This window comes from Sciscionella sediminilitoris (assembly GCF_000737195.2).
GTDB classification, from domain to species: Bacteria; Actinomycetota; Actinomycetes; order Mycobacteriales; family Pseudonocardiaceae; genus Sciscionella; species Sciscionella sediminilitoris.
Window position 1 is genome coordinate 1 of sequence record NZ_JALM01000022.1, and the last position, 21,654, is coordinate 21,654.

Here is a 21,654-nt window from a genome sequence, read left to right on the forward strand (position 1 = left end):
GTGATGGACCAGATCACCAAGGGCCTGCAGGCCGGCGGCGAGGACTGAGCGCCGCACCGGCCAGGGACGCACCGATCGAGCAGGCAAAGCCCCGCCGGGAGCGATTCCGGCGGGGCTTTTCGCCGCCCGGTGCCGCGGGTGCCCGCCGACCCGGAACCCGCGGCATCGAACGCGTGTTCTACAGTGTTGTCCGCGTGAGAGCAGCTGAGCGAGAGGAAACCGCAGGTGACCGCACCGGCCGAGAACGCAGCAGAGGAAACACAGACGCCTTCGGGTGGACTCGCCGCGCAGGCAACCCCGGTCACACCGGATGGCGCCCCGGCGAACGGCCAGGCAGGCGAATCGACTGAACCGGCCGAGGGCAGTGCCGAGGAGGCCCCCAAGCCGAAGCGCGGGCGCCCCAAGGGCGGGGCCCGCAAGACCCGCAGTGTGGAACTGATCCTGACGATCAGCGGCGGCGCGGACGGCGAATGGCAGGCCGACCTGCGGCACGGCACCGAACGGCTCGTGCAGGGGATGATCATTCCCGCGGCTGCGGTCTCCCGCGCCGCCAAGGAGCTGCACCCGGAGATCTCCGGCGGGATCGAGACGGTGCTCGACGAGACCCGCAAGCAGCACCGGGAACGCCTCGAGCAGCTCGAAGCGGAGATGAGCAAGGTCAAGCAGGCCCTCGCCGAACTCGAAGACGAAGAAGAGGAGGCAGACTCCGCCTAACCGGTACGCTTGCCCTGTGACGGACGGTGACGAGGAAACGGACAAGCGGACCCCCGTCGCCGAGTTCGCCCGGTTCCTGCGCACCGAGACCGTGGGCGGCATGGTGCTGCTCGGGGCGGCCGCGCTCGCACTGATCCTGGCCAACTCGCCGCTGGACGAGGTGTACCGCGCGATCCGCGAGTTCACGATCGGGCCTTCCGCGCTGCACCTGAACCTGAGCGTGGAGACCTGGGCCAAGGACGGGCTGCTCGCCCTGTTCTTCTACGTCGCCGGGCTCGAGCTCAAACGCGAGCTCGTGGTCGGCGAGCTGTCCACGGTGAAGGCGGCGACCCTGCCCGCGATCGCCGCGATCGGCGGAATGATCGCGCCCGCGCTGCTCGCCTTCGCCGTCGGCGGCAGCCAGATCGGGGACGCCTGGTCGGTCCCGGTCGCCACGGACATCGCCTTCGCGCTCGGGGTGCTTGCCCTCGCGGGTTCCAGGATGCCCAGCAGCGCGCGGGTCTTCCTGCTCTCCCTGGCGGTGGTGGACGATCTCGGCGCGATCGCGGTGATCGCGATCCTGTTCACCGACTCGATCAACTGGCTCGCCGCGGGCGCCGCTGTCCTGCTGCTCGCGCTGTACTGGTTCTGCCAGCACAAACGTATTCGCACCCCGTTCGTCTACGTGCCGATCGCGCTGCTGACCTGGTACGCGGTGCACGAGGCCGGGGTGCACGCCACCATCGCCGGGGTGCTGCTCGGCCTGCTGACCAGGGTGCGCCCCGATCCGGAGGAGCACGAGGCACCGGCGGTGCGGATGGAGCACCTGCTGCAGCCGTGGTCGGCGGGCCTTGCCGTGCCACTGTTCGCACTGGTCGCGGCCGGGGTACCGGTCAACGGCGAGGCGATGTCGGCGGTGTTCACCGATACGGTTCCGCTCGCGGTGATCGTCGGGCTCATCGTGGGCAAGTTCATCGGGATCACCGGCTTTTCGTTCGCCGCGGTCAAGCTCGGTCTCGGCGCCAAACCCGCGGGGCTCGGCTGGCGGGATGTGGCCGCGGTCTCGATGCTCGGCGGGGTCGGTTTCACCGTGTCGCTGCTGATCGCGGAGCTGTCCCTGACCGGGACGCAGGCCGATCACGCGAAGGCGGCGGTACTGATCGCCTCGGCGGTGGCTTCCCTGCTCGCGGCCGCGATGCTGGTGCGCCGCAGCCGCGTACACACCGACCTGCGTGAGTGATGCGTAAGGCGGCGGGTGCGATGTGGCACGATGAGCCGCGTGAGCACCGAGGAGCAGCAACCACATGGCCGCTTCGAGCCGGCGGTGCCGTCTATCCCGCTGGCCGAGGACAACGCCTACGCGAGCGGCATTCCGCGCAGCGGTGACGGGCAGCAGTCCGTCGGCGCGCTCGTCCGGGACGCCTCGACCCACCTCTCCACGCTCGTGCGCGCCGAGGTCGAACTGGCGAAAGCCGAGGTCACCAAGGAGATCAAGAAGGCGCTGACCGGGAGCATCTTCTTCATCATCGCCCTCGTGGTGCTCGGCTTCAGCGCGTTCTTCTTCTTCATGGCGGTCGCCGAACTGCTCGCCGATGTCGGGCTGTACCGCTCGGCCGCGTACGGGATCGTCTGGGGCGCGATGTTCGTTGTCGCCGCGCTCGCCGGGCTGCTCGGCTTCCTCAAGGTGCGCAAGCTGCGCGCCCCGCAGCGCACGATCGACTCGGCGAAGGACACGGTCGCCGCGCTGCGCAACCGCGGTTCGGCCGAGAAGCCGGACGAGACCCCGCAGAGCTAGTTCACGCCGCGCAGGCCCCGGTGGCGACCCGGCTGGTCGAATCCACGTTCTCCAGCGCGGCGGTGACCTGGCGCCTGGTCAGGGCATAGCCGGTCTCGCTGTCGTTCACCCCGGCACCGAACACCACGCCGAGCACGCTGCCGCCCGGCGTGATCAGCGGCCCGCCGGAGTTCCCGCTGCGCACGGTCGCCCGCAGGATGTAGACCTGGCGGGTCACCCGCTGCGATTCGTAGATGTCCGGGATCCGCAGTGCCTGGTCCTCGCGCACCTTCGCGGCCACCGCGGTGTACGGGCCGTCCAGTGGGTAGCCGAGCACGATCGCGTCCTGCCCGGTGCTCGCCTCCTGCGAGCTGAACTCCAGCGGCCGCGCGTGCAGCGAGGGAGCCGAGAGGATGGCCACGTCCACCTCGGGGTCGTAGTAGACCACCCGGGCCGTGTAGGTGCCGCTCGTCGACTCCACGGTGGTGCTCGTGGTGCCCGCGACCACGTGCGCGTTGGTCATGATCTTGCCGGGCGAGACCACGAAGCCACTGCCCTCGAGCGCGCGCGAACAGGAGGGGGCACGCCCGCGCACCTTCACCACGCTCGGGCGGACCTTGCGCACCACGGCGGAGCGCTGCAGCGCGGTGTTCGGCGGGCCGACCTCGCCGCCGACCGGGGTCTGGGTGAACGGGCTCTCCACGGTCGGGAAGCCCGGGAAGTTCAGCTGCCGGCGCAGCTCCGAGGGCAGGTCCTTCGCGGCCTGGGGCATCAGCGAGTTCACCCCGGCGAGCACCTTGGAGCTGTTGATCGCCGAGACCAGTCCGGGCATTCCCGGCATCCCGGTCAGCGAGAGCAGCACGAACCAGGCCACCACGAGCACCACGGCCGCCTGCAGCACCGCACCGAGAGCGTTGTCCACCCCGGCGACGTGCCGGTTCGTCATCCGCTTCTTGAGTAACCGCCCCAGATAGACGCCGATCGTCTCGCCGACCGCGGCCAGCAGTACCGGGATCCCGACCGAGAGCGCGGCACGCAGACCGAGCGATTCGATCCCGGAGACCAGGGACGGCGCGAGCTTGATCCCGACGACGGCCCCGGCCAGCATCAGCACGATCGCGGGCAGGGTGACCACGAGTCCCTGCTTCGCCCCGATCAGCGCGACCGAGATCGCCAGCAGGATCACGAGCACATCGACCCAGTTCACGCTTGCACCCTCCCCCGCAACGGCGGCATCTCCCGTACGGTCCGCCAGGCCTCGTCGAGCTCGAGCACTCTATCGTGGCCGCGGTCACTACCGGTGTCCCAACCACCCAAGGAGAGCAGACCGGTCAGTACGAGGCCGGTGAAGCCCCAGACGAGCATCCCGGGGACCAGGAAGGCCGGGCCGGTGTACCGCTCGCGCACCCGCACCTGGACGCGATTGGCCGGGTCGAGCAGGTGCCGCATCGGGACCCTGGCCACCGCGGCCGTCTCCTCCGGATCGATCGCGCTCACCGGGACATCCCGGGTCCAATGGGCGAGCACCGGGGTGACCGTGTAGCCGGAGACCGGGATCATCAGCCGGGGAAGCACCCCGATCGGGCGCACCGCGTCCGCGGGAAGGCCCACCTCCTCGCGGGCCTCGCGCAGCGCCGTCTCGACCGGGCCGTGATCCCCCGGTTCGGCCCCGCCGCCGGGAAACGACACCTGTCCGGCGTGCGCACCGAGGGTGTCCGCGCGCAGCTGGAGCACCACGTCCTCGGCACCATCCGCGCCGAAGACCACGAGCACCGCGGCCTCCCGCGTGCCGCCGCCCTGTTTCGCCAGCCGCTGCAGCAGCCCGCCGTCCAGTTCGCCGCTGGCCCCGGTCAGGGTGCGCAGCCAGGAGGGAACCAGCTCCGGGGCGACGAGCGGTCCCGCGAAGGGTTCGCCGGACCAGGCCGGATAGGCGGGGTTGTCAGCCATTCAGCGCTCCTTGTACCGGTCGACGGCCGCGGCGATCGAGTCGGTCTCGGTGAACACCCGCGGTTCGGTGACGAAGTGCACCGCGCCGTCGGCGGTCACCACATAGGAAGCGGGGAGGGCGGGCGGCACCGCGAGCGCCGCCCGCGCCGCGCCGGAGTCGTGCACCGCGGGCAACCGGACCCCGAGCTCGCCGAGCATCGCGCGGCCCTGCTCCGGATCGCTCTGCACCTGCACGAGCAGCACGTTCGCCGCACCCTTGCGGTTGGCGTACTCGGCGAGCCGCGGCAGTTCCTCGCGGCACGGGGCGCACCAGCTCGCCCACACGTTGACCAGGGTGGTCCTCCCCGCGAGCGCGGCCCCCAGGTCCACATCCGAACCGTCCGCGAGGCAGTTCGTGTGCACCCCGCGCAGCTGGGCGACCTGTCCGCCGCTGCCGCCGGGGCACCCCGGCAGGTTCACCCGCACCGGTGGCTGTGCCGCGGAGGTGCGCACCGGGGCGGGGGCGGCCCGATCGGATCCGCCCTGGTCACCGCCACGCGGCCACAGCGCGATGACGCAGGCGAGCACGAGCACCGCGACGACGAGCAGCCACCGCAGTCCCGTTTTCCTGCCCCGGTCCATCAGCCCAGCTCATCCGCGAGCGCGAGCAGGTGCTCCGCCTCCGGGCCCTTCACCAGCGCGGCGGCCTCGTCCCGTCCGGTCGGGCCGATGCCGTAGGAGGGGCACTCCCTGGCCAGGAAGCACGCCCCGCAGGCGGGTTTGCGCGCGTGGCACACCCGCCTGCCGTGGAAGATCACCAGGTGCGAGAGCTGGGTCCAGTCCTTGCGCGGGATGAGCTCACCGATGGCGTGCTCCACCTTGACCGGATCCTCGAGCTCGGTCCATCCCCAGCGGCGCACCAGCCTGCCGAAGTGGGTGTCCACGGTGATCCCGGGGATGCCGAAGGCGTTGCCGAGCACCACGTTCGCGGTCTTGCGCCCGATCCCGGGCAGTTTGACCAGGTCCTCGAGCCGCGCCGGGACCTCACCACCGTGTTTCTCGGTGAGCGCGGCGCCAAGACCGATGATCGAGTTCGCCTTGTTCCGGTAGAAGCCGGTGCTGCGGATGTACTCCTCGAGCTCGGTGCGGTCGGCGCCCGCGTAGTCGGCCGCGGTGCGGTACCTGGCGAACAGCGCGGGGGTCACCTTGTTCACCCGCACATCGGTGCACTGTGCGGACAGGATCGTGGCGACGAGCAGTTGCAGCGGGGTGGTGAAGTCGAGCTCGCAGTGTGCCTCCGGGTACCCGCGGTAGAGCGCGCGCAGCATGCGACGCGCCCGGCGTACCACGGCCAGGTGCGAGGTCGAACGTGCGGTGACGGCCACCAGAACAGGTTACGCATGCCCGTTTCGGCCAGGCGTGACCTGGGGCGAATGCCGGAGCCGACACGCCAGGGGCACCCCATGCGTCACGCGGGTTCGGCCATGAGCCAAGATAAGGACATCATGGCTGCCTGGTTCATCCTCATCGTGCCGTTGGTGATCATGTTCTTTGCGCTGTTCATGGAGCGTGTGGAGCACCGGCTGCGGGATGTCGCACTCCGCGAGGAAGAGGTCGAGGAGTTCCTCGAGCAAGCCCGGCCGGACGAGGTCAGGGCGCTGTACGGGCATGGCATCGGCCGCGCACTTGATATGTTTCGGCTGCGCCGGTCCCCACGCCGTACCTCGCAGACAAAGGCCCAGCGCCCTGCGGCGTAAAGTGCGCCTAGTATGCGACAGTAGTGACCGACCGCACAGCAGATGTAGTCAAGGAGGCACGAGGTGGATGAGGCCCTGGCCCGAGCGGGCATCTTCCAGGGTGTTGAGCCCGCAGCCGTAGAGGCTCTCGTCCAGACCCTGGAGTCAGTCGAGTTCCCGCGCGGCCACGTCATCTTCGCCGAGGGTGAGCCGGGCGACCGCCTGTTCATCATTCAGTCGGGCAAGGTCAAGATCGGCCGCAAGTCGCCGGACGGCCGGGAGAACCTGCTGTCCATCATGGGCCCCTCGGACATGTTCGGTGAGCTCTCGATCTTCGACCCGGGTCCGCGTACCTCGACGGTCACCGCCGTCACCGATGTGCGCGCCTACTCGATGGGCCGCCCCGAGCTGCGTGACTGGATCTCGAAGCGCCCGGAGATCGCCGAGCAGCTGCTCCGTGTGGTCGCGCGCAGGCTGCGGCGCACCAACAACATGCTCGCCGACCTGATCTTCACCGATGTTCCCGGCCGGGTGGCCCGCGCGCTGCTGACCTTCGCGCAGCGGTTCGGCTCCCAGGAGGCCGGTCTGCTCCGGGTCACCCACGACCTGACCCAGGAGGAGATCGCGCAGTACGTCGGTGCTTCCCGGGAGACCGTGAACAAGGCGCTCGCCGACTTCGCGCACCGTGGCTGGCTGCGCCTCGAGGGCAAGAGCGTGCTGATCCTGGACCCGGAGCGGCTCGCCCGTCGCGCACGCTGAACACCTGATCCACGAGAAAGGGCGGCCGGTTCGCGAACCGGCCGCCCTTTCTCGTGTGTTCTCCGGGCACGCAACAGGGGCCAGGCGCCGCCCCCGACGCGGCGCGCTGGCCCCTGTTGTGTGTACGCGGTTTATCCCCGATAACCCGCGCTCCCCTACCCTCCAGCCTCTGGCCCCGAACCTTCAGCCGGGAGGGCGCCTTTTACGGCGTTTGACTTATTGCTGCGTGCCGGTTCCCGAGCAAAGTACCGGCCGCGTGGTGACAGACCCGAGTTCTGTGGTCGATCACCTCACCGCCCCGAATGCGGCTACTTCCGATGATCGCGCCGGTTCGCGTGTCTGTCATTAGGTAAGACTCCCGGGAACCCCAAAACGTTGCGAGCTTGCACGGTTTGAGTCGTCCCTGTTACCGAACCGATATCAAACCCCGGGGCAACCCGTCGTGGTGACCAGACGCACCACAAATTTACTGGTACGCAGGTACTAAAATAAGTCAGACTGGTACTCGTGTCCAGCAACGCCAAACTCGCCGACTACCGCGCCGCGCTCACCCTGCCCTCGATGCGACTGCCCGTGCTCGCATCCTTGCTCGGCCGCATGCCGATCGCCATGGTCAGCATGTCGTTGCTGCTGTTCGCCCGCCAGGAGCTCGGCGCGTTCTGGGTGGCCTCGCTGATCTCCGGGGGCAACCTGATCGGGGTCGCGCTCGGCGCGGTCGCCCAGGGCCGGATGCAGGACCGGCTCGGCCCGACGAAACCGTTGCTGATCGCCTCGGCCGGGCTCATCGTGTTCTCCGTGGCCGAGATCCTCGCGGTGTCCGCCAAGGCCACCCCGGTCCTGCTGGTCGCGCTCTCGGTCGGGATCGGGCTGAGCCAGCCCAACGTCGGCTCGGCCTCCCGGGCACTGTGGCCGCGGGTGCTCACCGATCCGCACCAGCGCCAGGCCGCCTACTCCTACGAGGCGATCAGCCAGGAGGTGTTCTTCATCCTCGGCCCCGGGATCGCCGGTGCGCTGATCGCGCTGCCCTGGCACGGCACCGGTGTCGTGGTCGCGGTCGGCGTGATGGCCTTCGGCGCGGTCGCCTTCGCGCTCACCCCGACCGTGCGTTCCTGGGGACCGGAACAGGAGCAGTCCAAGGCCAGCCTGCTCGGCCCGCTCGCGGCACCGGGTATGCGCACCCTGGCGCTCGGCGCGCTCGGCTTCGGGCTCGCGATCGGGTTCGTCGAGGTCGCCGTGCAGGCCGCCGCGACCCGCTCGGGTGCACCCTCGGCCGGTGGCCTGCTGCTCTCCCTGTGGTCGATCACCTCGGTGCTGGTCGGGGTGTTCTACAGCCTGCGCCCGGTCCCGCGCCCGCTCGGGCTCCGGCTGCCCGCCCTGCTCGGCCTGTTCGGCGTGTTCATCGGCCTGATGTCGCTGCCGGGCGAACTGATCGGGCTCGGCGCGGTGATGCTGGTCGCCGGTTCGATGCTCGCCCCGCAATCGGCGACGCACTCGGTGCTGATCGAGACGGTCGCGCCCAAGCAGATGGCGGGCGAGGCCTTCGCCTGGGTGATCACCGCGGCCACCCTCGGGCTCTCGGTCGGCCAGTCGATCTCCGGACAGCTGGTGGACGCCTCGGGCCCCTCGCTGGCCTTCGTGGTCGCGGGTGCCGCCGCGGTCGTGGTCGCCGCGCTGCTGCTGATGCTGCACCGCACGATCCGGCCGCCGGACACCGCGGCTCCCGCACAGTTCGAACTGGCTACCGCGGGCCGATGAAGATCGGGTTCGTCAGCGCGACCATGGCCGAACCCCGGCGCACCTCGGCCCGCACCCATTTGGTGTAGCGCGGCCGGGTCTCCCAGCTCAGCGGCCCGGTCCCGGTGGCGACCGGGCCCAGCTGGCTGAGCACCCGCGTGGTGCATCCGGGCACGCCGTCGACCTCGAGCTCCACCCGTACCTGGTCACCGGGCCCCGCCCGCAGCCGTTCGCCGATCTCCGCGCGGGCGTTCGCGGTGGCGGCGGTGAACCGCAGGCCGACCTTCGCGGACTCGGCGAGCCAGGAATGCCCGCCGTGCAGACCGGCGAGCAGATCCGCGCGGCGCAGGCTCGCCGCGCGCACCACGGTCTGCGGCAGCCCGACCACATCGGTGGGCTTGTGCGCGTCCGAGTCACCGATCGCCGGGATGAACCTTCCGGTGCGCAGCAGCCCGTCCCAGGTGGTCACCGCGGCCTCGTCGTCCGGGGTCCACGGCCCGTTCCACACCTCGACCAGATCGGCGAGCTCATAGGAGAACTCGTAGGTGCAGCCGAAACAGTCCGCGAACGGATGCGCGGCGATGACCAGTCCACCGGCGGCGTGCACCTGCCTGGTGAACTTCGCGAACGCGCCGGGATCACCCGCGCGGTAGCGCCAGTCGATCCAGGTCCCCGCGGGCAATCCGATCGCAGGCCAGTGCCCGCTGCGGGTGGTGACCTCCTCCCCGTTGAGCATCAGCAGGTCCCCGCGGGCGTGCTCGCCGAGCACCAGCTGCGCGCTGTGCGTGTTGTGCTCGGTCGAGGTGATGAAGTCCAGACCGGCCGCGCGCGCATCCGCCACGAGCTGGTCCAGGGTTCGCTTGCCGTCCGAATACACGGTGTGCAGATGGTTGTCCCCGCAATACCAGGAAGGGCCGCGGTCCCGTGCCGGAGCGGTGAGCGGGGCGGGCACCGGACGGCGTGGCTCGCCCGGTTCGCCGAAGCCGATGGTCACGGTCACGCGGTAACGCATCCCCTGCGGCGCGACCGTGTACGGGCCGAGGCAGACGTGCCAGAGTCCCGGGGTGATCGGTCCCGGGATATAGCCGGGTGTCGCGTCCCCGGCCCGGATCACGAACTGCTCGCGGGCCCCGCCCGAGTACCCGCGGAATTCCCCTTCCGGGCCGAAGATCCCGATATCGCAGGCATTTCCGTACTGACCGGCCGGAGCCTGCGGCTTGTCGTAGGAATAGCCGACCTCGATCCGGTTCGCCCCTTCCGGAACCTCGACGGGCAGGTAGTACCAATCCGGCGCGCCCGGATCGAACCTGCCGTCGATGGTCTTCGCGCTGTCCCTGCCCTGCTGCCCGTTCGCCGCGAAACTCAGCGTCGGCAGGAAAGCAGCGGCCGCGGTACCGGTCGTCAACAGCAGGGTGCGTCGGTCCATGGCGGGCACCCTAGAAGGAGAAGACCACGTGCGGGTGAACGTGCACCCGATTCTGTCCGTTCTTGTCAGACCCCCTCGCTAGCGTCCGGGCCATGGAGTTCACCACGAGCCGCACCGAGCTCGATGCCGCGTGTTCGGCCGCCGTCCGCCTGCTTCCCGCACGGCGATCGGATCCGGTGCTTTCCGGTCTGCTGCTGCACGCGGGCCCTGCCGGGCTGCGTCTTGCCGCCGTGGACAACGAGCGCGCACTGGTCAACGACATCGAGGCGATGGTGCACACCGAGGGTTCGGCCCTGGTGCCCGGGAAACCGTTCGCGGAGACCGTGCACGCCCTCGAGGCCGGGCAGGTCCGGGTGCGCGTCGAGCAACAGGCGCTCGTGCTGCGCACCCCGGGGGCGCGGTTCTCCCTTCCGCTGATGAACCTCGGGCTGCATCCCGGGGTGCGCGAACCACCGCCCGTGCTCGGGGAACTCGACGCCGCCCGGCTCGCCGAACCGCTCGCGGTGGTCGCCGCTGCCTGTTCCACCGATCTCGCGCTGCCGATGTTCACCGGGGTGCGGTTGCGCGGCCGGGCGGGAACACTGCGGATGACCGCGACCGACCGCTATCAGCTCGCGGTGGCCGATCTGCCCTGGGACGGCAAGGATTTCGATGTGCTCGTCCCGGGCAAGGTGCTCGGCGAGGTCACCCGCAGGGCCACCGGAACGGTGCGGTTGCACGGGGACGAGGACCGGTTCGCGCTCGGCTGGTCCGGCGGCGTGGTCAGCACCGCGCTGCTGGCCACCCCGTTCATCGACGAGCAGCGCTATCTCGACGAGGCCGCCGATGCGGTCGTGGAACTCGAGGCAGAGGCGCTCGCCGGGGCGGTGCGCAGGGCGGGCCTGTTCGCCGACGGGCGCGGGGCGGTGCTGCTCGACCTCGGTGAGGACGAGGTGCGGGTGCGCGCGACCGCGGAGGAGGGTGCCGGGTTCGGCACGGCGAGCGAAACCGTGAAGGCCTCGGTGACCGGTCAGCTCGCCCAGCACTTCCGCAGCGCGTACCTGCTCGGCGCGCTGCGTGGGTTCGGCTCGGCCACGGTGCGGATGCGGGTGCTCGACGGCATGCGGCGAACCCTGCTGAGCTCCCCGGATGTGCCCGAACTGCGTTACGTGATCATGCCGATCGTGGGGAGGTGATCATGCGCCGCGCAGATACTCCAGCTGCGCGCGGACCGAGTGCTCCGCGGCGGGCCACAGCGAGCGGTCCACATCGACGTAGACGTGCTCGACCACCTGCCGGGCACTCGCCTCGGGGCCGAGCACCGCCAGCGCCCCGCGCACCTGGTCGAGCCGCTGCTCGCGGTGCTCGAGGTATTCGCGCGCGGTCTCGGCGATATCGCCGAGCTCCGGGCCGTGGCCGGGCAGGCCGATCGCCGCACTGGGGGTATCGGCCAGCCTGCGCAACGAGCCGAGGTAGTCGCCGAGGCTGTCGATCACCGTGGTCCCCTTGCCGAGGATCGTGTCCCCGGTGAGCACGACCGGCCCCGAGGCGCGGTGCACCACGAAGCTCACCGAGTCGTGCGTGTGCCCCGGGGTGTGCAGGACCTCGATGTCGAGCCCGGCCGCGTCCACCCGTTCGCCGTCACCGAGCGCGGTTCCCCCGCCGAGACACAGTTCCGCGTCGAAAGCCCGCACCGGGGCACCGACCCGATCGGCGAACTCGGCGGCCGCGCCGTAGTGGTCCGGATGGTGGTGGGTGATCAGCACCAGCTCCACCGCGCCCGCCGCCTCGGCGAGCACGTCGAGATGGGCGGGATCGGGCTCACCGGGGTCAACGACCACCGAGGCGGCACTGCCCGGGGCGCGCAGCACGAGCGAATTGGTGCCGTCGAGGGTCATCACGCCGGGATTGCGCTGCAGCACAACCGTCGCGAACTCGGTGACCTCGCGCGGTTCGGCATAGGCCGGGTGTCCGGTCATCGCGCTCCTCCTCCACGCCGAATTCCGTCCGGCTCGGTTCCGTTGGCCAGTCCGTTGGCCAGGACTCGCCGGGCCTTCTCGGGGAGCACGAGGAACGCGTCCCCGTTCTCCCGGACCAGCCTCGGCAGCAACGGTTCGATCTCGCGTTCCGCGGCCATCGCCGCTGCGACGCTCGGATGCGCGGCGAGCTCGCTCAGCGTGACCCTGGTCGGCGGCAACAGCACGCTGTGCCCGCGCTCGTGGTCCTCGAGGGCTTCGGCCGGGCGGCGCCAGGACGTGTGATCGGCCTCGCTGGTGTCCCCATCGGCGCGCTGGCCGTCCGGCAACGCGGCCACGAAGAACCGGGTGTCGTACCGGCGCGGTTCACCGACCGGGGTGATCCAGTGCGACCACGGCCGCAGCAGATCCGCGCGCAGCACGAGCTCGTTCGCGGCGAGGAACTCGGCGAAGGACAGCTCCCTGCGCACCAGGGCACCACGGGCCTCGGCGAACTTGCCCGCGTCCGCGACCACGGTGTCCGCGGAGGGGCCCGCCAGCAGCACCCCGGACTCCTCGAAGGTCTCCCGCACGGCCGCGCACACCAGGGCACCGGCGAGCGCGGCATCGCAGCCGAACCTTTCGCCCCACCACGCGGCGGGCTCGCCCGCCCAGGCGATACCGGCATCCGCGTCCCGCGAGTCGACGCCCCCGCCGGGGAACACGGTCATCCCACCGGCGAAGGCCATCTGGGTCACCCTGCGCTGCAGGAACACCTCGGTCCCCGACTCGGGCGCGGCCCGCAGCAGTACGACGGTCGCCGCATCGCGCGGCGTGACCGGTTCGGCCGGTTCCTCATCCGGCACGAACCCGTCCGGCAACTTGATCTGTTCCGGCACCTCATCCACCCGGACACCCTAACGACGAGCCGATCGTTATGGTCCCTGCCGTGAGCAGGATCAAGATCGGACTGGTCGGAGCGGGCCCATGGGCGAACCGGGTGCACGCGCCCTCGATCGCCGCGCATCCGCGCACCGAGCTGGCCGGAATCTGGGCGCGCCGGGACGAAGCCGCACAGCGGGTGGCCGGGGCCAACGGCGGGCAGGTGTTCGGCAGCCTCGAACACCTGTACGCCTCGGTGGACGCGGTGACCTTCGCGGTGCCACCGCAGGTGCAGGCCGAGCACGCGCTCGCCGCGGTACGGGCCGGACGGCACGTGATCCTGGAGAAGCCCATCGCGGCGAGTCTCGAGAGCGCCGAACGACTGGTGGCGGCCATCGAGGCGGCCGGGGTCGCCTCGATGGTGATGCTGACCCGCCGGTTCGCGGACGAGACCCGGAACTGGCTCACCGAGATCGGCGAACGCGAGGACTGGCAGGGCGGGATCGGAACCTGGCTCTCCGGCGCGCTGCTCGGCGGGGAGTACCGCGATTCCGCGTGGCGGCACGAGCGGGGCGCCCTGGACGACATCGGCCCGCACGTGCTCGACCTGGTCGACGCCGCACTCGGCCCGATCACCGAGGTGCGCGCCGCCCAGCACACCGCCGACGGACTGTGGCAGCTGCTGCTCGGCCATCAGGGCGGGCGCACCAGCACGGTGACCCTCTCGCTGCACGTCCCGGTGCGGCCGAGCAGGCTGAAGTTCACCGCCATCGGTCCCGCGGGCGCGAGCTCACTCGAGGGCCGAGAGACCCCGGCCCCGGACAGCTTCGCGATGCTGCTCGACGAGTTCACCGCGATGCTGGACGCGGGCGAGACCAGGCATGCCTGCGACGCACACCGTGGTCTCCACCTGCAGCGCCTGCTGGCCGAGGCCAGGGAACGCGCCGGAAGCTGAGTAGCCGACCGGCGCAGGCTCGTTCAGCCGACCTCGGCGATCAGTTCGACTTCCACCGGGGCACCGAGCGGCAGCTCGGCGACCCCGACCGCGGACCTGGCGTGCGTGCCCGCCTGCTCGAAGATCTCACCGAACAGCTCCGAGGCGCCGTTGAGCACCCCTGGCTGGCCGCCGAAACCGGGCGCGGAGGCGACGAACCCGGTGACCTTCACGATCCGGGTGATCGCATCGACCCCGACGAGCGCGTGCACCGCGGCGAGCGCGTTCAGCGCACAGGTGCGGGCATAGGCCTTCGCGTCCTCCGCGCTGACCTCGGCGCCGACCTTGCCGGTCGCGGCGAGTTCCCCGTTCACGAACGGCAGCTGGCCGGAGGTGTACACGTACGAGCCGCTACGCACCGCGGGCACGTAGGCCGCGACCGGGGTGGCCACCTCGGGAAGCGTGATCCCCAGCTCGGCGAGCCGCTGCGCGTGCCCGGCCGGCCTCGAAGACTCGCTGCCGAGCTCGCTCATGCCTTCTCGCGCTTGAGGTAGGCCACGTGCTGCTCGCCGGTCGGCCCGGGAAGGACGGTGACCAGTTCCCAGCCGTCCTCGCCCCACTGGTCGAGGATCTGCTTCGTGGCGTGCGTGAGCAACGGAACCGTTGAGTACTCCCACTTCGTCATGACCCGAGCCTACGGAGGTTTGACGTCGGCGGCGGCATCGGGTTTCCTACGCGGAAGTAGGTGCCAGCACCCGGTGTCGCCGGGCTCACCCCCGGCGACCGTTCGAGAACGCATAGGCTGAACTGATGATGCCCACCGACCAACCGTGGGACGCCGAACTCGCCCGCGCGCGACTGCACGTCGTCACGGGCAAGGGAGGCACGGGCAAGACCACGGTCGCCACCTCCCTGGCACTCGCGCTCGCGACCGGCGGCAAGCGGGTGCTGCTGGTCGAGGTCGAGGGCCGCCAGGGCATCGCGCAGCTGTTCGACATTCCCCCGCTGCCCTACGCGGAGGAGCACGTGGCGGCCGCGCCGGGCGAGGGCGAGGTGCGCGCGCTCGCGGTGGACACCGAGGCCGCGATGCTCGAGTACCTGGACATGTTCTACAACCTCGGGTTCGCGGGCCGCACCCTGCGCCGGATGGGCGCGATCGAGTTCGCGACCACGCTGGCCCCCGGGCTCCGCGATGTGATCCTCACCGGGAAGGTGAAGGAGACGGTCACCCGCACCGAGGCGCGCGGGCGGCACCTCTACGACCACGTGGTGCTCGACGCGCCGCCGACCGGGCGGATCGTGCCCTTCCTCGACGTCACCCGCGCACTCTCCGATCTGGCCAAGGTCGGCCCGGTACGCGGGCATTCGGACGGCGTGATCAACCTGGTGCACTCCCAGGACACCCGGGTGCATCTGGTGACGCTGCTCGAGGAGATGCCGGTGACCGAGACGCTGGAGGCGATCCGTGATCTGGACGCCGCCGATCTGCGTCCCGGCGCGGTGATCCTGAACCGGGTGCGCCCGCCACGGCTGCCCGCGCGCTCGATCTCCTCGGCCGCCGATGGCCGGGTGGACAAGAACCGGATCCGCGATGGGCTCTCCAGCGCGGGACTGGATCTGCGGCTCGAGGAACTGGAAGGGCTCGTGGAGGAGACCGTGGAACACGCGGTCCGCGTCGACGCCGAGGCTCGCGCCCGCGCCCGGCTCGACGGCACCGACCTCCCGGTGCTGGAACTGCCCGAGCTGACCGAAGGGGTGGATGTGGCCGCCCTCTACGAGCTCGCCGAAGCACTGAACGCACAGGGAGCCGGGGGAAGCCGTGTCAGCTGAGCAAGCGGTGGATGTCGACGGCCTCATCGACGACCGGGACACGAAGGTGATCGTGTGCTGTGGTTCCGGCGGGGTCGGCAAGACCACCACGGCGGCCGCGATCGCGGTGCGCGCGGCCGAGCGGGGCCGCAAGACCGTGGTGCTCACCATCGACCCGGCACGCAGGCTCGCGCAGGCACTCGGGCTCGCCGAGCTGGGCAATCATCCGCGCGCCGTGCAGATCGAGGGATTCGACCCCAAGGGCGAGCTCTCCGCGATGATGCTGGACATGCGGCGCACCTTCGACGACATGGTGCTCGCGCACGCCACGAAGGAGCGCGCCGACGAGATCCTGGCGAATCCCTTCTACCAGACGATCTCGGCGAACTTCTCCGGAACGCAGGAATACATGGCGATGGAGAAGCTCGGCCAGCTCGCGCAGACCGGGCAGTGGGATCTGATCGTGGTGGACACCCCGCCCTCGCGGTCCGCGCTGGACTTCCTGGACGCGCCGCAGCGGCTGTCCACGGTGCTCGACGGGCGGGTGCTCAAACTGCTCGCCGGGCCCGCGCGGGCGGGCGGCTCCGGGCTGCGCAAGATCGTGGCGGGCGGGTTCGGCATCTTCGCCAAGGCCGTGTCCACGATCATCGGCGGGCAGCTGCTCACCGACGCCTCGACTTTCGTGCAGGCCTTCGACTCGATCTTCGGCGGGTTCCGGGAGCGCGCCAAGAAGACCTACGAGCTGCTGCGCTCGCCGGGCACCGCGTTCCTGGTCGTGGCCACCCCGGAACCGGACGCGCTGCGTGAGGCGACCTTCTTCGTCGAGCGGCTGGCCACCGAGCGGATGCCGCTGGCCGGACTGGTCGTGAACCGCACCCACCCGCTGCTGACCGAGCTGGCCCAGCCGCGGGCGATCGCCGCGGCCGAACACCTGGAGGAACTCGGGCGGGCACCATTGGCCGCCGCGGTCCTGCGGCTGCACGCCGACCGCGCCGCGCTCGCGCACAAGGAAGAGCGGCTGCTGGCCCGCTTCGCGAAGGCACACCCGAGCATCGCGACCATCGGGGTACCCGCGCTCGCCGGAGACGTGCACGATCTGGACGGGCTGCGGGAGATCGGGCTGCGCCTGGTCGGGGTCTGAGCGAGCGCGGCCGGGACTCCGGCCCGCTAGCCCGCCTTGCTCTCCTGCACGAACTCCTCGCGGGCCGAGCTGAGCAGCTCCTGCCAGGAGCCGACCTCCGGACGACGGCGCAGCAGCGCACGGCGTTCCCGTTCGGTCATCCCGCCCCAGACGCCGAAGTTGATCCTGCGGTCGAGCGCCTCGGCGAGGCATTCGGTGCGCACCGGACAGCTCATGCACACCATCTTCGCTTTGCGCTGCTCGGCCCCGCCGCGTACGAACAGTTCATCGGGATCGGTGTCGCGGCACGAGGCCAGGCTGCGCCACCCGTTCCGATCGTTCCCCATCGAGAACCCCCTATCGGTTATCAACAATCCACATCCGGGTTCCCCTTCGAATCCGGATACCGCGAGCGGCGACGGCCTCCATCCATGCCGCGCGGTCGGCTCAATTCGTGGATTGCGACGCACTGTAATAGCGATTGGTTCCATCAGTCCAGAAATCGATTTCCTGACCACCCGGAGATGGGTAATCCGATCGAGTGAACACGGGATACCTGGAGAGAGAGTGCGATTACGCGGCGTGGAGGCAAGCCTGGCTTTACGTCGCGCACGTATGCTGGCCGGGTGCGTGTGCGAGATGGTCTTTTCAAGCTGATCGGGTTGTGCCTAGTCGCCGGGGTGCTCGTCGCCGGACTGCTGTTTCCCGCAGCTGGGGGCGCCGGAATCCTCTCCAATCAGATGAGCAACACGGTGGACGATCTCTCCGCCGATCTGACCTCGAACCAGTCCCCCTTGGTGACCAGGGTGCTGGACAAGGACGGCAACCAGATCGCTTCGCTGTACGACCAGTACCGGTTGCCCGCCGCACCCGATCAGATCTCGCAGAACATGAAGGCCGCCATGGTCGCGGTCGAGGACCGGCGGTTCTTCGACCACGGCGGGGTGGACTGGAAGGGCACACTGCGCGCGGCGATCAACGACGTCGGCGGCGGCAGCACCCAGGGCGCCTCCTCCATCACCCAGCAGTACGTGAAGAACTTCCTGGTCAACGTCGTGCACCGGAACAACAAGGCCGAGCAGCTGCGCGATCAGGAGGCGAACATCGCGCGGAAACTGCGCGAGGCACGCATCTCGATGCAGCTCGAGCAGCGGATGAGCAAGGACCAGATCCTCGCCGGTTACCTGAACGTGGTGACCTTCGCGACGAACGTGTACGGGGTCGGGGCCGCGGCCAAGACCTTCTTCGACACCACCCCGGACAAACTCACCATTCCCCAGTCCGCGCTGCTGGCCGGCATGGTGAACAACCCGATCGTGCTCGATCCGTGGAAGAACCCGGACAAGGCCCTGCAGCGGCGCAATTTCGTGCTGGACAAGATGGCGGAGTCCAAGGCGATCACCAAGCAGCAGGCAGCGGACCTCAAGAACGAGGGACTCGGCATCGTGCCCGAGCGCAAGCTGCCCTCGCCAAGCTGCGTCGGCGCGCCGGACTACGCCGGATTCTTCTGCGACTACGTCAAGGAATACCTCGAGGAGAACGGGTTCACCAAGGACCAGATCGAGACCGGCGGCTACACCATCAAGACCTCGCTGGACCCGAAGATGTCGAAGGCCGCCCGGGACTCGGTGAAGAAGTCCGTGGCACCGGACTCCCCGAACGTCACGAACTCCTTCGCGGTCGTCGGTTCCGGACCGCAGGCGCACCAGGTGCAGGCCATGGTCTCCAACCGCACCTATGGCATCGATGCCGACGAGGGCGGGCGCAGTTACAACGTCGTCTCGGATCCCTCGGTGACCTTCGGCGGCGGGTCCACGTTCAAGATCTTCACCTCGGCCGCGGCGCTGGAGAACGGCGACGCGGGCCTGAACACGGTGCTGCCGAACCCGAAGAGCGTCTCGGTCAAGCGCAATGGCGCACCCAGGTTCGAGCAGCCCCAGCACACCTCGAACCTGAACGGGACCGGGCCGACCATCTCGCTGCGTTCCGCCCTGGAGAAGTCCCCGAACACCGCGTTCTTCCTGCTGGAGAACAAGGTGGGGCTGTCCAAGGTGCTGCAGATGGCCCAGCGGCTCGGGCTGCGGCACACGATGCAGTCCAACACGATCGGGAATCCGCCGATCACCGATCCGGACGATCAGCGTTCCAAGGACGACCGGCTCAACCAGCCGCAGTCGAAGTTCTACCAGACCAAGCTCTCGTTCACCCTCGGCGTCAGCGCGGTCAGCCCGCTCGAGATGTCGAATGTGATGTCCACGATCAACTCCGGCGGCACCTGGTGCCCGCCGAACCCGGTGCTGTCCATCACCGACCGGGACGGCAAACCGGTCCCGGTGCCGAGCAAGCCCTGCGAACAGGTCATCTCCCCGGATGTGGCCAAGGCGCTGGCTCAGGGTATGTCCGAGGACACCATCGGCGGTACCTCCGCGGCGGCGGCCCGCGCGGCCAACTGGAACCGGCCCGACTTCGCCAAGACCGGTACCACCAACTCCAACGAATCGGTCGCCTTCGCCGCGGGCGTGGACAACTACGGGGTCGCCTCGATGGTCTACTCCGACGGCTCCAACCCGGCTCCGCTCTGCGGCGGGAAACCCATCGTCGCGGGCTGTTCCGGCGGCGACAAGGGCGGTGCCTTCGGTGGTTCCGCGGCCGGTCCGCCCTACTTCGACGCCTTCAACGCCATCCTGGGCGACAAGAAGGTCAAACCCGTGCCACCGGCCCCCGACTCGATGCTCACCAGCGGCGACCGCGCCCCGGTCGTGCCCTATGTGGTGAACCAGGACGTCGACTCCGCCAAGGAAGCGCTCAGCAAGGCCGGATACACCAATGTCGTGGTCAAGGAAACGACCGGGAAGGCCAAACAGGGCACCGTCCTCGCCGAGACCCCGCAGGGCAATGTGGTGAAGGGGCAGCAGATCACCCTCTACACCTCGGATGGCAAGCAGCAGTAGCCAACGGACGAGCGCGCTCCTGACCACGACCGCCGGGTGCGCGCTCGCCGGAGCGATCCTCATCCACGCCAGGGCCCCTCCGGCACCTGTACCGCATGCGTGTTCCCGAGACCTGCGACTACTACGACCCCGCTCTCCCGACGAGGTCGCGACTCGGTTCTTCCCGCTCAGCCGGAAATGCGACGCCGACACCGACCTCGTGCCCGGCTACGTCAACCCGGCGATCCTCGCCCCGGTGGCGCTCGCACTGGTGAGCGCCACAGCCGCACTCCGCACCACGAGCAGCGTTAAGCATAGGTAAGGACCATTACCCATCCCGCCCGCGAGTACGTAGCATCGAGGGTATGAACCGTATCCAGCGCTCCGCTTTGTCCGTATTAGCGGCCGGTGCAGCGACACTCGCCTATGCCGGGATCTACGAGCGGCGGCGATGGACCCTGCGCGAGGCGACGCTTCCGGTGCTGCCGCCGGGCGCGGAGCCGCTGCGGCTGCTGCACATCTCGGATCTGCACATGATGCCCGGCCAGCGTTCCAAACAGCGCTGGGTGGCCGAACTGGCCGAGCTACAGCCCGATCTGGTGATCAACACCGGGGACAACCTCGCCCACCGCAAGGCGGTACCCGCCGTGATGCGCGCGCTCGGCCCGCTGCTGAACTTCCCCGGTGCCTTCGTGTTCGGCAGCAACGACTACTACGCTCCCAAGCCGAAGAACCCGGCGCGCTACCTGATGCCGCGGGCGAACAAGAAGCGCATCCACGGCGTCCGGCTGCCCTGGCGGGATCTGCGGGCCGCGCTGCTCGAACGCGGCTGGATGGACGCCACGCACTCCCGTGGCCATCTGGATGTGCACGGCAGGGATGTGTTCCTCGCCGGGGTCGACGATCCGCATCTGCGCCGGGACCGGTACGACCGCATCTCGGGTGCCGCGGATGTGCGCGCGGCGGTGCGCCTCGGGCTCACCCACTCGCCGGAGCCACGGGTGCTCGACGCGTTCGCCAACGACGGATACAACCTGGTGCTCGCCGGGCACACCCACGGTGGACAGCTGCGCATTCCCGGTTACGGCGCGATCGTCACCAACTGTGAGCTCGACCGTTCCCGTGCCCGCGGCGCCTCGCGCTGGGGCGCGCACATGTGGCTGCACGTCTCCGCGGGCCTCGGCACCTCGCCGTATGCCCCCGTCCGGTTCGCCTGCCCGCCGGAGGCGAACCTGTTGACGCTGGTCCCGGTGCCGACCGCGAACTCGGACAGCCTGAGTGGGGCCGGTTTCGGCCGCGGTGAAGCCATCGGCTAGACTCATGCACGGCTCATCTCGGGGTGTGGCGCAGCTTGGAAGCGTGCCTCGTTCGGGTCGAGGAGGTCGTGGGTTCAAATCCCGCCACCCCGACAAATAGCCGGAAGCCCGGGTCCGTACGGACCCGGGCTTCTTTATTGGGTTGCCGCCTTATTGGGTTGCCGCCGAATTTCGGTTGCGGGGGCACCGAAACTGGTGGGGTGACCGAGATCCGCGCCGTTGCGCCGACCGACCCGGACGACCGGCTACTGCTGCGCGAATACCTCGGCGAGGTGATCGGGCGCTACTACGGAAGGCCCGCGACCGAGGCCGAGATCGACGAGGAACTCGCCGAACGCCCCTACCACCTCGCGGTCACCCTGATCGCCTACGTCGACGGGGAACCGGCAGGCTGTGCCGGGCTGCGCGAAGCGGACGGCTACCTGGAACTGAAGCGGCTGTACGTGCGGCCCGCGCAGCGCGGGACCGGGCTGGCCAGGCTCCTGGTGGCCGAGACGGAACGGCACGCGGCCGAACGCGGCGCCTCGGTGATCCGCTTGGAGACGCGGACGGACCTGGTCGAGGCGCGGCGGCTCTACGCGCGGCTCGGCTACACCGAGATCCCCGGCTACGGTGACGATCCGTACACGGACCACTCCTTCGAGAAACGGATTGCCCGCGCCGCTACCTGGTAAAATGCCC

The 21,654-nt window shown here is 69.8% G+C and carries 23 protein-coding genes and 1 tRNA gene; 14 read left to right on the forward strand and 10 right to left on the reverse strand.

Going from position 1 to position 21,654, the window contains the following annotated elements; all coding sequences use genetic code 11:
* Window positions 1-225: 225 nt before the first annotated feature.
* Genes AD72_RS11700 through AD72_RS11710 form a run of 3 tightly spaced genes read left to right on the forward strand, consistent with a single transcriptional unit; the run spans window position 226 to window position 2,488 of the window.
* Window positions 226-714 (forward strand): DUF6319 family protein, encoded by a 489-nt coding sequence (locus AD72_RS11700; RefSeq protein WP_031466499.1) that lies wholly within the window; start codon window positions 226-228, stop codon window positions 712-714.
* Window positions 715-730: 16 nt separating this feature from the next.
* Entirely contained in the window at window positions 731-1,933 is a 1,203-nt protein-coding gene (nhaA, locus tag AD72_RS11705) for a Na+/H+ antiporter NhaA (RefSeq protein WP_031466500.1), read from the forward strand.
* Between the two features lie 30 nt (window positions 1,934-1,963).
* Complete coding sequence (locus AD72_RS11710; protein ID WP_031466501.1) at window positions 1,964-2,488, forward strand: phage holin family protein; 525 nt, start codon at window positions 1,964-1,966, stop codon at window positions 2,486-2,488.
* Between the two features lies 1 nt (window position 2,489).
* On the opposite strand, the gene AD72_RS11715 is transcribed toward AD72_RS11710, so the two are convergent.
* Genes AD72_RS11715 through nth form a run of 4 tightly spaced genes read right to left on the reverse strand, consistent with a single transcriptional unit; the run spans window position 2,490 to window position 5,721 of the window.
* Window positions 2,490-3,674 (reverse strand): MarP family serine protease, encoded by a 1,185-nt coding sequence (locus tag AD72_RS11715; RefSeq protein WP_031466502.1) that lies wholly within the window; start codon window positions 3,672-3,674, stop codon window positions 2,490-2,492.
* On the reverse strand, window positions 3,671-4,414 hold the full coding sequence (locus AD72_RS11720; protein ID WP_051898516.1) for an NUDIX hydrolase: 744 nt from the start codon (window positions 4,412-4,414) through the stop codon (window positions 3,671-3,673). Before AD72_RS11720 ends, AD72_RS11715 begins: the two co-directional genes overlap by 4 nt.
* Window positions 4,415-5,035: a TlpA family protein disulfide reductase gene (locus AD72_RS11725; protein WP_031466504.1), complete on the reverse strand. Its 621-nt coding sequence runs from the start codon at window positions 5,033-5,035 to the stop codon at window positions 4,415-4,417.
* On the reverse strand, window positions 5,035-5,721 hold the full coding sequence (gene nth, locus AD72_RS11730; protein WP_083933491.1) for an endonuclease III: 687 nt from the start codon (window positions 5,719-5,721) through the stop codon (window positions 5,035-5,037). Before nth ends, AD72_RS11725 begins: the two co-directional genes overlap by 1 nt.
* A gap of 177 nt (window positions 5,722-5,898) precedes the next feature.
* Between nth and AD72_RS11735 the strand changes: the two genes are divergently transcribed.
* The 3 genes from AD72_RS11735 to AD72_RS11745 all read left to right on the forward strand — a co-directional run bounded on the left by AD72_RS11735 (window position 5,899) and on the right by AD72_RS11745 (window position 8,643).
* A complete protein-coding gene (locus tag AD72_RS11735; RefSeq protein WP_026197202.1) occupies window positions 5,899-6,150 on the forward strand; it encodes a hypothetical protein in 252 nt (83 codons plus the stop codon).
* Between the two features lie 63 nt (window positions 6,151-6,213).
* Window positions 6,214-6,888 carry a Crp/Fnr family transcriptional regulator gene (locus AD72_RS11740; protein ID WP_031466506.1) on the forward strand — a complete coding sequence of 225 codons (675 nt, stop codon included), beginning with the start codon at window positions 6,214-6,216 and terminating at the stop codon, window positions 6,886-6,888.
* A 561-nt stretch (window positions 6,889-7,449) separates the two neighbouring features.
* Window positions 7,450-8,643, forward strand: a complete 1,194-nt coding sequence (locus AD72_RS11745; RefSeq protein WP_156365144.1) for an MFS transporter — start codon at window positions 7,450-7,452, stop codon at window positions 8,641-8,643.
* Here the strand turns inward: AD72_RS11745 and AD72_RS11750 are convergent.
* Complete coding sequence (locus AD72_RS11750) at window positions 8,627-10,048, reverse strand: CehA/McbA family metallohydrolase (RefSeq protein ID WP_031466508.1); 1,422 nt, start codon at window positions 10,046-10,048, stop codon at window positions 8,627-8,629. The two genes, AD72_RS11745 and AD72_RS11750, sit on opposite strands and share 17 nt — an antisense overlap.
* 92 nt (window positions 10,049-10,140) lie before the next feature.
* Between AD72_RS11750 and dnaN the strand changes: the two genes are divergently transcribed.
* Window positions 10,141-11,223 (forward strand): DNA polymerase III subunit beta, encoded by a 1,083-nt coding sequence (dnaN, locus tag AD72_RS11755; protein WP_031466509.1) that lies wholly within the window; start codon window positions 10,141-10,143, stop codon window positions 11,221-11,223.
* On the opposite strand, the gene AD72_RS11760 is transcribed toward dnaN, so the two are convergent.
* Entirely contained in the window at window positions 11,224-12,006 is a 783-nt protein-coding gene (locus AD72_RS11760) for an MBL fold metallo-hydrolase (protein WP_031466510.1), read from the reverse strand.
* The gene (locus AD72_RS11765; protein ID WP_231644800.1) at window positions 12,003-12,881 is read right to left on the reverse strand and encodes an NUDIX hydrolase; all 879 of its coding nucleotides are present in this window, start codon (window positions 12,879-12,881) and stop codon (window positions 12,003-12,005) included. The genes AD72_RS11760 and AD72_RS11765 overlap by 4 nt, the downstream gene beginning before the upstream one ends.
* Window positions 12,882-12,931: 50 nt before the next feature.
* Between AD72_RS11765 and AD72_RS11770 the strand changes: the two genes are divergently transcribed.
* Window positions 12,932-13,819: a Gfo/Idh/MocA family protein gene (locus AD72_RS11770; protein ID WP_082468888.1), complete on the forward strand. Its 888-nt coding sequence runs from the start codon at window positions 12,932-12,934 to the stop codon at window positions 13,817-13,819.
* A gap of 23 nt (window positions 13,820-13,842) precedes the next feature.
* On the opposite strand, the gene AD72_RS11775 is transcribed toward AD72_RS11770, so the two are convergent.
* Together AD72_RS11775 and sp36 are read right to left on the reverse strand one after the other, a co-directional pair.
* Window positions 13,843-14,331 (reverse strand): RidA family protein, encoded by a 489-nt coding sequence (locus AD72_RS11775; protein ID WP_051898518.1) that lies wholly within the window; start codon window positions 14,329-14,331, stop codon window positions 13,843-13,845.
* A complete protein-coding gene (gene sp36, locus AD72_RS35565) occupies window positions 14,328-14,483 on the reverse strand; it encodes a Sp36 family protein (protein ID WP_082468889.1) in 156 nt (51 codons plus the stop codon). Before sp36 ends, AD72_RS11775 begins: the two co-directional genes overlap by 4 nt.
* A gap of 128 nt (window positions 14,484-14,611) precedes the next feature.
* On the opposite strand from sp36, the gene bagA reads away from it, so the two are divergent.
* Together bagA and bagB are read left to right on the forward strand one after the other, a co-directional pair.
* Window positions 14,612-15,628 carry an ATPase BagA gene (gene bagA / locus AD72_RS11780; protein WP_037345508.1) on the forward strand — a complete coding sequence of 339 codons (1,017 nt, stop codon included), beginning with the start codon at window positions 14,612-14,614 and terminating at the stop codon, window positions 15,626-15,628.
* A complete protein-coding gene (bagB, locus tag AD72_RS11785; RefSeq protein ID WP_031466515.1) occupies window positions 15,618-16,748 on the forward strand; it encodes an ATPase BagB in 1,131 nt (376 codons plus the stop codon). Before bagA ends, bagB begins: the two co-directional genes overlap by 11 nt.
* 26 nt (window positions 16,749-16,774) lie before the next feature.
* Here the strand turns inward: bagB and AD72_RS11790 are convergent, their stop codons facing one another.
* Window positions 16,775-17,074 carry a WhiB family transcriptional regulator gene (locus tag AD72_RS11790; protein ID WP_020497233.1) on the reverse strand — a complete coding sequence of 100 codons (300 nt, stop codon included), beginning with the start codon at window positions 17,072-17,074 and terminating at the stop codon, window positions 16,775-16,777.
* A 279-nt stretch (window positions 17,075-17,353) separates the two neighbouring features.
* Between AD72_RS11790 and AD72_RS11795 the strand changes: the two genes are divergently transcribed.
* From AD72_RS11795 to AD72_RS11810, 4 genes are all read left to right on the forward strand, one after another.
* Window positions 17,354-19,678: a penicillin-binding protein gene (locus tag AD72_RS11795; RefSeq protein WP_051898519.1), complete on the forward strand. Its 2,325-nt coding sequence runs from the start codon at window positions 17,354-17,356 to the stop codon at window positions 19,676-19,678.
* Window positions 19,679-20,022: 344 nt separating this feature from the next.
* Window positions 20,023-20,973 (forward strand): metallophosphoesterase, encoded by a 951-nt coding sequence (locus tag AD72_RS11800; RefSeq protein WP_031466517.1) that lies wholly within the window; start codon window positions 20,023-20,025, stop codon window positions 20,971-20,973.
* 19 nt (window positions 20,974-20,992) lie between these two features.
* Window positions 20,993-21,066, forward strand: a tRNA-Pro gene (locus AD72_RS11805).
* Window positions 21,067-21,173: 107 nt separating this feature from the next.
* Window positions 21,174-21,647 carry a GNAT family N-acetyltransferase gene (locus tag AD72_RS11810; RefSeq protein WP_031466518.1) on the forward strand — a complete coding sequence of 158 codons (474 nt, stop codon included), beginning with the start codon at window positions 21,174-21,176 and terminating at the stop codon, window positions 21,645-21,647.
* Window positions 21,648-21,654 lie beyond the last annotated feature (7 nt).